Raw genomic sequence first — 11,762 nt, forward strand, 5'->3', positions numbered from 1 at the left:
CTCCACCGCGAGTTCGCCCTCCCACCCCCGACGACAGCCCTGCTGGAGCGAAGCCTCGAACGCGGCACGATCACCGCCCGCGGCGCCGACCGATGCCTCCGCATCGCGTGGACGCTGGCCGACCTCGCCAAGGTCGAGGAACCGACCTCCGATCACGTGGCCGCCGCGCTGGAGTTCCGCGATCGGAGAGCCGCATGAGCCCCGCGACCGACTTGCGCGAACCGCTCGCCACGAACCTGCCCGCCCACATCCCGAGGCTGGGAATGACCACGCCCCGAATCGGCACCGAACCCACCCCAGTCCACCTGGTCGCCGCGCTGGAACCCCGCATCCGGAGGCCGGCGTGACCAGCTCACACACCGCCCCCGAGCCCTCCACCGACAACCTCGCCGCCGAGCGCCTGGCCCGTTCCTACCTGGTCCGCGTCGCCGAGCCGCCGGCCCCGGCCGTGGTCGACTTCGTCGCCCAGCTCGGGCCCGTCGCCGCCGCCGAAGCGATCCGCGCCGGCGACTGTCCCAGCCGTGTGCGCGACGAGACCGAGGCCCGCCGCACGCACGACCACGCCCAGCGCGACCTCGACGAAGGCGCTCGCCTCGGCATGCGGCTGCTGATTCCGGAGGACGACGAGTGGCCGGCCTGGCCGCTCCTGTCCCTCCAGCTGGCGGCCAGCCGCGGCGTGCCGGGTGCCGCCCCGCCACTCGCGTTGTGGGTGCGCGGCCACACCCGCTTCGATGAGGCCACCGAACAGGCCGTGGCGATCGTCGGCGCCAGGTCGGCCACCGGGTACGGCGAGCACGTGGCCGGCGACTTCGCTTCTGCCCTGGCCCGCCAGGGAGTGCCGATCTTCTCCGGTGCGGCCTACGGCGTCGACGGCGCCGCCCACCGCGGAGCCCTGGCCGCGGGCGGCACCACCGTCGCGCTGCTCGGCTGCGCCCTCGACGCCGGATACCCCGCCGGGCACGTCGTCCTCCTCGACAAGATCGCCGAACTCGGCGGGCTCGTCGCCAGCGAGTACCCGCCGGGCACACCGCCCGCCCGCCACCGCTTCCTGGTCCGCAACCGCCTCATCGCGGCGCTCAGCGAAGGCACCATCGTCGTCGAGGCCGGCCGGCGTAGCGGCGCGCGCAACACCGCGACGACAGCCGGCGCGCTCGGCAAGGTCGTGATGGCCGTCCCCGGGCCGATCACCTCCGCGATGTCGATCGGCTGCCACGAGCTGATCCGCGAATCCGGCGCGACCCTCGTGGCCTCGATCGACGACGTGATCGAAACCGTCGGCCGGCTCGGCACGCCCCGGCCCGAGAAGGTCCGCTCGAAACGGCCGACGGACGGCCTCGGCCCGGACGCCCTGCGCGTCCACGAAGCGCTCCACAAACGCGAGGGCAAGTCCGCCGAGCAGATCGCCGCCGAATCCGGGGTTCCGGTCGCCCGGGTCCGGGCGGTACTGCCCGCCCTCGAACTCGACGACCTCGCCGAGCGCTGCGAAAGCGGCTGGCGCGGCAGGGCGAGGAGGTGATGCGATCGTCATCTGCTCCCGGTGTGGCGATGCTTGACCACGCGCGCCCCTTCGCGCAGCGTGAACAACCATGTCCGCACGGGAATCTCGGGGCCGCAAAACGGACCTGCACGCCCTCCGGGACGCCCTGCCGCGCGCCGCCGCGGGCCTGGTCGACGACTACGAACGGCACCTCGGGCTGGAGCGAGGGCTGTCCCCGCACACGGTGCGCGCGTATGTCGGGGACGTGGTGTCCCTGCTGGGGTTCCTGCACGGTGAGGAGCCGCAGCCGGACGCCGCCGCGCTCGCGGGCCTGGACATCGGGGTGCTCCGGTCGTGGTTGGCCGACCAGCGGAACGGGGGAGCGGGACGGACCACTCTCGCACGGCGAGCGGCTTCGGCCCGGACCTTCACCGCCTGGGCTCGCCGCCAAGGCGCGCTGGACCACGACCCGGGGGCGAAGCTGGTGGCGCCTCGCGTGCACCGGACCCTCCCGCCGGTGCTCCGGCCGGACGAGGCGGAGGACGTCCTCACCGCGGCGGGCAGCGGCGCAGCGCAACAGGAGCCGGTCGCCCTGCGTGATCACGCGGTCCTCGAGCTGCTCTACGCGACCGGGGTGCGGGTGTCCGAGCTGTGCGGGCTCGACGTCGACGATGTGGACTTCGGCCGCAGGCTCGTCCGGGTGCTCGGCAAGGGCGGCAAGGAGCGCATGGTCCCGTTCGGCGCGCCGGCCGATCGGGCTCTGCGCAGCTGGCTCGACCACGGCCGGCCGGCGGTGGCCGGTGCGGTGGCGAAGCCGCACGCGTCCGCGCTGTTCCTCGGTGTGCGGGGTGGGCGGCTGGACCCGCGGACGGTCCGGCGAGTGGTGCACGAAGCGCTCGACACGGTGCCCTCGGCGGCCGACATGGGCCCGCACGGACTGCGGCACACCGCGGCAACGCACCTGCTGGAGGGCGGTGCCGACCTTCGCAGCGTTCAGGAGCTACTCGGTCACGCTACGCTTGCCACGACACAGCTTTACACTCACGTGACCGTCGAGCGGTTGAAGGCGATCCATGACCAAGCCCACCCCCGATCCCGATGACCTCGGAGGACGGCAGGCAGGATCGTTGACACCGCCCACCCCGTACGAGCCCGGAGAACGACCTGAGCCCGCTGCCGAGAACGGTTCCCGTGTGAAGGCCGATTTGCGAGCGACACCTGCCCGCCCCGCCCCCGACCAGGCCGGGCGACCGATGCTGCCCACGTCCGAACAGGACGGCGAGCCCGGGAGCGAGCGCACCGGGGAACCGACGGCCACTGGTACCCCCAGCGCGCCCACACGGGAGAGTGCCCCCGAAGCCACAGCGGCGGCGGCCTCCGGCACGCTCGCGGAGGCACCTCGCAGCGGCGAGCCGGTGGCAGGTGCCGGTGCGCAGGCCGCGACCGAGGAGATCGGGGGTAGCGAGTCGGGGGTCGAGGGACCGCGGGTCACTGGTGGTGGGCCGGTGGCGGACGCTGGTGCGCAGGCCGCGACCGAGCCGAACGCGGGCACCGGTTCGCGGGGCAGCGGCGCGTCGGTCACCGACGGTGCCACCCAACCCGGTGCTGCCCAACCCGGTGCTGCCCAACCCGGTGCTGCCCAACCCGGTGGCAGCCCCACCCGCGCGGGTGACGGCGACTCCGCGATCCAAGCCGTCTGGCGCAAGTTCCGGACCTGCCCGGAGCAGCGGCTGCGGGAGCGCCTGGTCCTGCACTACGCGCCGCTGGTCAAGTACGTCGCCGGGCGGGTGGGGACCGGGTTGCCCACGCATGTCGACGTCAGCGACCTCATCCAGTCCGGCATCTTCGGCCTGATCGACGCCATCGAGAAGTTCGAGCCCGAGCGCGGCCTGCGGTTCGAGACCTACGCGATGCAGCGGATCCGCGGCGCGATCCTCGACGACCTGCGCTCCCAGGACTGGGTGCCCCGCGTCGTGCGCAGCCGTGCCCGTGAGGTGGAGCGCGCGCTCGAGCGCCTCGGCGGCCGCCTGCGCCGCACCCCGACCGACACCGAGGTCGCCGCCGAGCTGGGCATCACCCTCGAAGAGCTGCGCGACCTCTACAGTCAGCTCCAGCTGACCAGCGTCGTCGCGCTCGAGGACCTCATGGCGGCCGGCCGGGAGAGCGGCTCGCTGGTCGACACGCTCCCCGACGACGACGCCATCGACCCCGTCGCCGTCCTCGTCGACCGGGACAACCGGCGCCAGCTCGCCGAGGCCATCGCCCAGCTGACCGAGCGTGACCGGATCGTGGTCAGCCTCTACTACTTCGAACGGCTGACGCTCGCCGAGATCGGCCGGGTCCTGGGCGTCACCGAGTCGCGGGTCAGCCAGCTGCACACCCGCGCGGTCCTCCGGCTGCGCGCCCGGCTCACGGAGCAGGCCGGGGTCTAACCTGCCCAGGGTTTCAGCCGGATCGCTGTGCCGGTCTGGACCAGGGGAAGCGGGCTCAGGTACTCCTCGCCCCGGCGGACACCCCAGTGCAGGCAGGCCTCGACCGGACACCCCGGATGCCCGGCCTCGACGACGCCGATCGGCTGTCCCCGCCACACCTGCGTCCCGGCCGGAACCGTCGGCGTGACCGGCTCGTAGGTCGTGCGCAACCCGCCGTCGTGGTCGATCGAGACCACCGGACGCCCCGCGACGAGCCCCGCGAACACCACGACGCCCGGCCCCGCGGCCAGAACCTGCTGACCGGGCGTCGCAGCCAGGTCCACCCCGCGATGACCCGGCCCGTACGGCCCTGACGGCGCCTGGAACGGCCGGACCACCACCGGCTTGGGCGACAACGGCCACCCGAACCGCGGATCCAGGTCGTCGCGCACCGCAGCCGGCGGGGCGGTCGTCACGGGTCCCTGAGGTGCCGCCCTGACCCCTCCAACGTCCGGCGAGCCGGCCAGCAAACCGGCGCTGACCAGCACGATCCCGAGCAATCGGCGAACTACCACGATCATCAACCCAGGGTGGCGCACTTCCGGCCTCGGGAACGGCCGCTGACCAAATCTGTGGATAACTCGGCCGCTTGTGGACAACTCGAACCTGCGAACACACTCGCACCACGCGCGAGCGGGCCGCAGGGGGCCGAGCACGGTTCGCGTGGGGTACGGGCCACCAGAACGAGCCGGAAGTGCGAACCCCGAAGGGGAACAGGGCCAGCGCCCGAGATGCCGCAGAACTCGGGCTCACCCCCAGACGCCCGGGCGGGCGATGGCGCACGCCGGCCGGCGGTGACGCACTCGGGGCCGGCACGGCGCACCCGAGGCCGGCCCCGCGCATCCGGGGCCCGCGTCGCGCATCCAGGAGCAGCACCGCGGGCTCGGGGCCCGTACTGCGCGCCCTGGCTCACCCGCAGCACCCCGGGCTCACCCGCAGCACCCCGGGCTCACCCGTGTCGCACCTAGGCTCGCCCCCAGTGCGCCCGGGTCGGCGGTGGTGCATCCGGCTCACCACTGGCGCCCCCGGGCTCCCGCGGCGCCTGCCGCGATCACGAGGCCGCCCGTGGTGAACCCCGCGTCGCCAGGGCGTACACTGTTCGCGCGGCCTGTCACGACAGGTCGACTTCGCGTGTACGTGCAGGTTCCCCGCTCAGAGGAACCCACGGCGCCCGGCGGTCCCCGAGGAACAACCCCCGGGGTCCGGGCACCGGCACTGCACCAGGGTCGCCGGCCACCCGGCCGACGGCGACAAAACCGGCCAGCGCGTCCCGCGGGGCGCGCGCTACACAGAAGAGGTGCGGATCCGGCCATGGCCGTCGTCACCATGAAGCAGCTGCTCGATTCCGGCGTGCACTTCGGGCACCAGACCCGCCGCTGGAACCCGAAGATGAAGCGCTACATCCTCACCGAGCGCAACGGCATCTACATCATCGACCTGCAGCAGACGCTGAGCTACATCGACCGTGCGTACGAGTTCATCAAGGAGACCGTCGCGCACGGCGGCACCATCATGTTCGTCGGCACGAAGAAGCAGGCCCAGGAGGCGATCGCCCGCGAGGCGCAGCGCGTGGGCATGCCCTTCGTCAACCAGCGCTGGCTCGGCGGCATGCTGACCAACTTCCAGACGGTCCACAAGCGGCTGCTGCGCCTCAAGGAGCTGGAGTCGCAGGAGCAGACCGGCGGTTTCCAGGGGCTCACCAAGCGCGAGATCCTGACGCTGACCCGCGAGAAGGAGAAGCTGGAGCGCACCCTCGGCGGTATCCGCGACATGCAGAAGGTGCCCAGCGCCGTCTGGATCGTGGACACCAAGAAGGAGCACATCGCCGTCGGCGAGGCGCGCAAGCTGAACATCCCGGTCGTCGCGGTCCTGGACACCAACTGCGACCCGGACGAGGTCGACTACCCGATCCCGGGCAACGACGACGCGATCCGCTCGGCCGCGCTGCTCACCAAGGTGGTCGCCGAGGCCGCCGCCGCCGGCCTGATGGCCCGCTCCAGCCGCAACGGCTCCGCGCCGGCCGCCGAGGGCCAGGACAAGCCCGAGCCGGGCGTGTCCGACGAGCCGCTGGCCGAGTGGGAGCAGGACCTGCTCAAGGGCAACGAGGCCCCGGCCGAGCAGACCACCGCCTCCTGAATCTTTCCGGCAGGCCACGCCGCGCAGGCGCGGCCCCCACAACTTTCCGAGAGGAACGGACACCGCACGATGGCGAACTACACCGCGGCGGACGTCAAGCGTCTCCGCGAGCTCACCGGCTCCGGCATGATGGACTGCAAGAAGGCGCTCGAGGAGAGCGGCGGCGACTTCGACAAGGCCGTTGAGTTCCTGCGCATCAAGGGCGCCAAGGACGTCGGCAAGCGCGCCGAGCGCGCCACCGCCGAGGGCCTCGTCGCCGGGGACGGCGGCGTGCTGGTCGAGATCAACTCCGAGACCGACTTCGTCGCCAAGAACGAGCAGTTCCAGGAGCTCGCCAACAAGATCGTCAAGGTCGCCCAGACCCTGCAGACCGACGACGTCGAGAAGCTGGCCGCGGCCGAGCTCGAGGGCGGCAAGTCCGTCGGCGACGCCGTCCAGGAGCTGGCCGCCAAGATCGGCGAGAAGCTGGTCCTGCGCCGCGTCGTGGCCTTCGACGGCCAGGTCGCGACGTACCTGCACCGCCGCGGCACCGACCTGCCCCCGGCGGTCGGCGTGCTGGTCGAGTACAGCGGCGAGGGCGACGGCGCCGCCGAGGCGGCCCGCAACGCGGCGCTGCAGATCGCGGCCCTCAAGCCGAAGTACCTGACCCGCGAAGAGGTGCCCGCCGACCTGGTCGACAACGAGCGCCGCATCGCCGAGGAGACCGCCCGGGCCGAAGGCAAGCCCGAGCAGGCCCTGCCCAAGATCATCGAGGGCAAGGTCAACGCGTTCTACAAGGACACCGTGCTGCTGGAGCAGCCGTCGGTGCTCGACAACAAGAAGACCGTCAAGGCGCTGCTCGACGCGGCCGGCGTGACCGTCACCCGGTTCGCCCGGTTCGAGGTCGGCCAGCCGTAACACGACGGCAGTGACGTGAGGGTGCCCCGTCTCCGTGATCACGGGGACGGGGCACACTCGCGAAGGCAGGCTCCACGAGAGCACCCGAGCGGGCGGAGGCGGACATGGGCGAGGCGAAACGAGCCGACGGCGGTTACCGGCGGGTGCTGCTGAAACTGGGTGGCGAGATGTTCGGCGGGGGAGCGCTCGGTCTCGACCCCGACGTCGTCCACTCCGTGGCCGCGCAGATCGCGGACGTCGTTCGCACCGGCGTCCAGATGGCCGTCGTGATCGGCGGCGGCAACTACTTCCGCGGCGCCGAGCTGTCCCAGCGCGGCATGGACCGCGACCGGGCCGACTACATGGCCATGCTCGGCACCGTCATGAACTCCCTGGCGCTGCAGGACTTCCTGGAGAAGGAAGGCGTCCCCACGCGCGTGCAGACCGCCATCACCATGGGGCAGGTCGCCGAGCCCTACATCCCGCGGCGCGCCGAGCGGCACCTCGAGAAGGGCCGCGTGGTGATCTTCGGCGCCGGCACCGGGATGCCCTACTTCTCCACCGACACCGCCGCCGCCCAGCGCTCGCTGGAGATCGGCTGCGAGGCGGTGCTCATGGCCAAGGCCGTGGACGGGGTCTTCACCGCGGACCCGAAGAGCGACCCGAGCGCCAAGATGTTCGACGAGATCAGCCACCGCGAGGTGCTCGAACGCGGGCTCAAGGTCGCCGACGCCACCGCCTTCAGCCTCTGCATGGACAACAACATGCCCATCATCGTGTTCAACCTTCTCACCGAGGGGAACATCGCCAGGGCGGTGCGTGGTGAGAGGATCGGCACGTTGGTGAGCACCCCCGTCGCCGGGCCGAGCGCCTGACCGCCGGGGGACCGGGAACAACAGCACAGACAACGGGAGTAGCCGTGATCGACGAGACCCTCCTCGACGCCGAGGAGAAGATGGAAAAAGCGGTGTCCTTCGCCAAGGAGGATCTGTCGTCGGTGCGGACCGGCCGGGCCAACCCGGGCATGTTCGCCCGGATCATGGTCGAGGCGTACGGGTCGACGATGCCGCTGAACCAGGTGGCCGGCGTCAACATCCCCGAGGCCCGCATGGTGATCGTCAAGCCCTACGACCAGGGGCAGCTCGGTGCGATCGAGAAGGCCATCCGCGAGTCCGACCTGGGCGTGAACCCGTCCAACGACGGGCAGATCATCCGCATCACCATCCCGCAGCTCACCGAGGAGCGGCGCAAGGAGATGGTGAAGATGGTCAAGTCCAAGGGCGAGGACGCCAAGGTCCACATCCGCGGGGTGCGCCGCAAGGCCAAGGAGGAGCTCGACCGCATCGCCAAGGACGGCGAAGCCGGTGAGGACGAGGTCGCGCGCGCGGAGAAGGAACTGCAGCACCTGACCGACAACTACGTGGCGAAGGTCGACGAGCTCGTCAAACACAAGGAAACCGAGCTGCTCGAGGTCTGATGCCCCCGGTGAGCGAAGAACGCGAGAAGGCCCCCGTGGCTTCTGCGGAGCCGGCCGAACCGGCCAAGAAAGCGTCGCGGGCGGGACGCAACCTTCCCGCGGCGATCGGTGTCGGGCTGCTGCTGGGCGCGGCGATCCTCGTGTCGCTGCTCACCGTGCGGTACCTGTTCATCGGGATCATCGCGGCGGCGATCGCCGTCGGCACGTACGAGTTCGCGCAGGCGCTCCGCCGTGCCGCGGGGATCCGGCTCGCACTGGTCCCGCTGCTGGCCGGCGGTCAGGCGATGATCTGGCTGGCCTGGCCGTTCGGTTACGAGGGCGCGCTGATCGCGTTCGCGGTCACCGTCCTGGCCTGCCTGCTGTGGCGCCTGCCCGGCGGGGCCGAGGGCTATCTGCGGGACATCAGCGCGTCCGTGTTCACCGCCGCGTACCTGCCGCTGTTCGGCGCGTTCGCGGCGATGCTGGTCCCGCCCGCCGACGGGGTGGGCCGGGTGCTGGCGTTCCTGATCGGCGTCGTCGCGTCGGACACCGGCGGTTACATCGCCGGTGTCCTCAAGGGCAAGCACCCGATGGCGCCGTCGATCAGCCCGAAGAAGACGTGGGAAGGCTTCAGCGGCTCGCTGGTCGCGGGCGTCGTGGCGGGCGGGCTGACGCTGACGCTGCTGCTCGACGGGCAGATCTGGCAGGGTGTGGTGTTCGGGGTCGCGATCGTGCTGACCGCGACGCTGGGCGACCTGGTCGAGTCGCTGATGAAGCGGGACCTCGGCATCAAGGACATGGGAACGCTGCTGCCCGGGCACGGCGGCCTGATGGACCGGCTCGACTCGCTGCTGCCGTCGGCCGTGGTGTCGTTCCTGCTGCTGTCGGCGTTCCTGAACTGACCGCAAGCGCCTCGGCTGCGCGACCGCATCGCCGAGGCTTCGGCAGGAACAGGTAGACGCGTTCGGCCCAGCCGGCATCCGGACGCAGACACCCCGGACGCTCCGCGCCGCCAGGATCGAGCGCGGTCCCGCGACGGACTCGCGGAGCACCCGTCGTTCGGTCCTGGTCGGTGTGGGTGGCCCGAGGCGGGCCGGGTGCAGACGTGACGGGCAAGCTGTCGCACGCCCGGGAGAGCGCGACGGTAAGAACCGGCTCAGTCGTCGTAGGGGTCGTCCACCTCGGCGCGGCCCCAGCCCTCGCTCACGCGCGAGTGGTCGATGATCGAGAACACCGCCCCGGCCGGATCGGCGAGGATCGCGATCCGGCCCCACGGCGTGTCGTAGGGCTCCACCAGCACGGTGCCGCCGAGCATGAGCGCGTGGCCTGCCGTCGCGTCCGCGCCGCGGGCCGGGTCGACGCCGAAGTACACCATCCAGTGCGGCGGCGCCTGCGGCGGGTACTCGGGCCCCATCACGTACCGGTACAGCACCGGTTGCTGGTCCAGCCGCCATTCCACGTAGTCGATGCCGCGGTTGTCGCCCACCTGCAGGCTCGTGTACGAGAACAGCCTGGTGAAGAAGCCGTCCGCGGCCGCGCCGTCGCGGGTGTTGAGATCCGCCCCGGAGAAGGTGTTCGGATAGCCGGTCGCGAACGCCCAGTCCGGCGGCGGCTGCCACAGCACGAACGGCGCGCCGGAGGGCTCGACACCGTGCATGATGCAGCCGCGGTGGGGCAGCACGGTCGGTTCGAGCGTGACCGCACCGCCGAGCCGCTGCACCCAGTTCGCCGCCGCCTGCGCGTTCTGCACCGAGATGTTGATCATCCACGCGCTCGCCTGCCCGGGCGCCGCCTGGTAGAGACCACCGACGGGCACGCCCTCCAGCGTGCCGATCAGGTACCGGCCGGTGCGCGTGGCGGGATCGCGGCTGAGCACGTAGGTCCAGCCGAAGAGGCCCTCGTAGAACCGGTGGGACGCCGCCTCGTCGACGGTGGCGAGCTCGACCCAGCACGGAACCCCGGACGGCAGAACGGACGGGGCCGAAGATCCGACGGACATACCGCCTCCGATCGGTGGGGAGGGCAGCAAGTCTAGGCCGAACGTGAAGCGCTTTCCGGGCAACCTTTCATTTATCCTTGCGGTGTGTGGAAGATCGCCCGGCGTGGGCAGCGGACCACGTCCCGGGCGGACGTCCTGCCCAGCCCCAACATCTGGTACTACCCGGACACCTACGAGCTGGAGAACCGCGCGCAGGACGTCGACGGCGACATCTGGCGGGTCCTCGCCGAGGAATGTTCCTGGCAGGGCAAGGACGTCCTGGACGTGGGCTGCGGGGACGGTTTTCACCTGCCCCGCTTCGCCGGGACAGCGCGGTCGGTGATCGGCGTCGAGCCGCACGAACCGCTGGTGCGCCGGGCGGAACGCCGGGTCGCCGGACTGTCTTCGGTGCGGGTGCTGCGTGGTTCCGCGCAGCTGATCCCGGTACCGGACGCGAGTGCCGACGTCGTGCACGCGCGCACCGCGTACTTCTTCGGCCCGGGCTGCGAACCCGGTCTGCGCGAGGCGGACCGCGTGCTGCGGCCGGGGGGAGCGCTGGTGATCGTCGATCTGGACGTGTCCAGTGAGCCGTATGGCCGGTGGATGCGGGCCGATCTGCCCGACTACGACCCGGCCGCGGTCGACGCGTTCTTCGCCGGCCAGGGTTTTCGCTGCCGTCGACTGACGGCGCAGTGGCGGTTCGCCGACTCCGAGAGCCTCGCGGCAGTACTGCGCATCGAGTTCAGCCCGGAGGTGGCCGACCGCGCGATCGAAGAGGTCCTACGGGACAACGGATCGCGCGGCCGGCACGGCGCGGGCTTCACGGTGCCGGTGGGCTATCGCGTTCTCGTCCGCGACAAGCCCGCCGGCCTCGTGCTGCCTGGTCACTCCTCGTCGTCCTCGTCGTCGGTGTCGATCTCGCCGAGCACGGCGTAGATCGACCGACGGGCTTCGTTGAGGATCTCCGCGGCGCGCCGCTTCTGACCCGGCGTCCCGGCCTGGGACACCTGGACCGCGGCGGCGGCCAGCATGGCGCCCGCCTTGCGCAGGTCGACCTCGTTCGGGTCGACGTCGGAGGCGATCTGCTCCCACGGCGGCTTCCCGTCCTGGTTCGCGGCCGCCTCACGGCCGGCGTCGGTCAGCTCGAACAGGCGCTTGCCGCCGTCCTCGCGCGCCACGACCAGGCCTTCGTCGGCCATCAGCTGCAGGGTCGGGTAGACCGAGCCGGGGCTCGGCCGCCAGAAGCCGCCGCTGCGCTCGGCGATCTCGCTGATGATCTCGTAACCGTGCCGGGGCTGTTCGGCCAGCAGGGCGAGGATGGCGGCGCGCACGTCGCCTCGTCGTCCCCGCCGCCCGCCGTGCGGGCCG

The 11,762-nt window shown here is 71.7% G+C and carries 13 protein-coding genes and 1 pseudogene; 11 read left to right on the forward strand and 3 right to left on the reverse strand.

The genetic code is table 11. The features are described 5' to 3' along the window. The 5 genes and pseudogenes from D0D28_RS17155 to D0D28_RS17170 all read left to right on the forward strand — a co-directional run. Positions 1–198 (forward strand): annotated as a pseudogene (locus D0D28_RS17155) (YifB family Mg chelatase-like AAA ATPase); the annotation flags it as partial. Further along, complete coding sequence (locus D0D28_RS35715; RefSeq protein WP_162830568.1) at positions 195–347, forward strand: hypothetical protein; 153 nt, start codon at positions 195–197, stop codon at positions 345–347. The pseudogene D0D28_RS17155 and the gene D0D28_RS35715, both read left to right, overlap by 4 nt. Beyond that, a complete protein-coding gene (gene dprA / locus D0D28_RS17160) occupies positions 344–1,516 on the forward strand; it encodes a DNA-processing protein DprA (RefSeq protein ID WP_116111268.1) in 1,173 nt (390 codons plus the stop codon). The genes D0D28_RS35715 and dprA overlap by 4 nt, the downstream gene beginning before the upstream one ends. A gap of 70 nt (positions 1,517–1,586) precedes the next feature. Next, positions 1,587–2,579: a tyrosine recombinase XerC gene (locus D0D28_RS17165; RefSeq protein ID WP_094007873.1), complete on the forward strand. Its 993-nt coding sequence runs from the start codon at positions 1,587–1,589 to the stop codon at positions 2,577–2,579. A gap of 403 nt (positions 2,580–2,982) precedes the next feature. Continuing rightward, a complete protein-coding gene (locus tag D0D28_RS17170; protein ID WP_240323246.1) occupies positions 2,983–3,909 on the forward strand; it encodes a FliA/WhiG family RNA polymerase sigma factor in 927 nt (308 codons plus the stop codon). Here the strand turns inward: D0D28_RS17170 and D0D28_RS17175 are convergent. Further along, positions 3,906–4,469, reverse strand: a complete 564-nt coding sequence (locus D0D28_RS17175; RefSeq protein WP_240323247.1) for a murein hydrolase activator EnvC family protein — start codon at positions 4,467–4,469, stop codon at positions 3,906–3,908. The genes D0D28_RS17170 and D0D28_RS17175 overlap by 4 nt on opposite strands. A 790-nt stretch (positions 4,470–5,259) precedes the next feature. Here D0D28_RS17175 and rpsB point away from each other — a divergent pair. The 5 genes from rpsB (at position 5,260) to D0D28_RS17200 (ending at position 9,318) form a co-directional block, all read left to right on the forward strand. Next, positions 5,260–6,084 (forward strand): 30S ribosomal protein S2, encoded by an 825-nt coding sequence (rpsB, locus tag D0D28_RS17180; RefSeq protein ID WP_094007874.1) that lies wholly within the window; start codon positions 5,260–5,262, stop codon positions 6,082–6,084. A 69-nt stretch (positions 6,085–6,153) separates the two neighbouring features. Further along, positions 6,154–6,981 carry a translation elongation factor Ts gene (gene tsf, locus D0D28_RS17185; protein ID WP_094007875.1) on the forward strand — a complete coding sequence of 276 codons (828 nt, stop codon included), beginning with the start codon at positions 6,154–6,156 and terminating at the stop codon, positions 6,979–6,981. 104 nt (positions 6,982–7,085) lie between these two features. Further along, on the forward strand, positions 7,086–7,835 hold the full coding sequence (gene pyrH, locus D0D28_RS17190) for a UMP kinase (protein ID WP_094007876.1): 750 nt from the start codon (positions 7,086–7,088) through the stop codon (positions 7,833–7,835). A gap of 44 nt (positions 7,836–7,879) precedes the next feature. Further along, positions 7,880–8,437, forward strand: coding sequence for a ribosome recycling factor (frr, locus tag D0D28_RS17195; protein ID WP_094007877.1), 558 nt, complete (start codon positions 7,880–7,882; stop codon positions 8,435–8,437). Beyond that, the gene (locus D0D28_RS17200) at positions 8,437–9,318 is read left to right on the forward strand and encodes a phosphatidate cytidylyltransferase (RefSeq protein WP_116111269.1); all 882 of its coding nucleotides are present in this window, start codon (positions 8,437–8,439) and stop codon (positions 9,316–9,318) included. Before frr ends, D0D28_RS17200 begins: the two co-directional genes overlap by 1 nt. Before the next feature lie 254 nt (positions 9,319–9,572). On the opposite strand, the gene D0D28_RS17205 is transcribed toward D0D28_RS17200, so the two are convergent. Then, positions 9,573–10,415: a VOC family protein gene (locus tag D0D28_RS17205; RefSeq protein WP_094007879.1), complete on the reverse strand. Its 843-nt coding sequence runs from the start codon at positions 10,413–10,415 to the stop codon at positions 9,573–9,575. Between the two features lie 84 nt (positions 10,416–10,499). Here D0D28_RS17205 and D0D28_RS17210 point away from each other — a divergent pair, with 84 nt between their 5' ends. After that, positions 10,500–11,330, forward strand: a complete 831-nt coding sequence (locus D0D28_RS17210) for a class I SAM-dependent methyltransferase (protein ID WP_116111270.1) — start codon at positions 10,500–10,502, stop codon at positions 11,328–11,330. On the opposite strand, the gene D0D28_RS17215 is transcribed toward D0D28_RS17210, so the two are convergent. Beyond that, positions 11,279–11,725: a PadR family transcriptional regulator gene (locus D0D28_RS17215; protein ID WP_094007881.1), complete on the reverse strand. Its 447-nt coding sequence runs from the start codon at positions 11,723–11,725 to the stop codon at positions 11,279–11,281. The genes D0D28_RS17210 and D0D28_RS17215 overlap by 52 nt on opposite strands. Between the last annotated feature and the right edge of the window lie 37 nt (positions 11,726–11,762).

Origin of the sequence: Amycolatopsis ruanii, assembly GCF_003385175.1 — a bacterium.
Taxonomy (GTDB): Bacteria; Actinomycetota; Actinomycetes; order Mycobacteriales; family Pseudonocardiaceae; genus Amycolatopsis_E; species Amycolatopsis_E thermalba.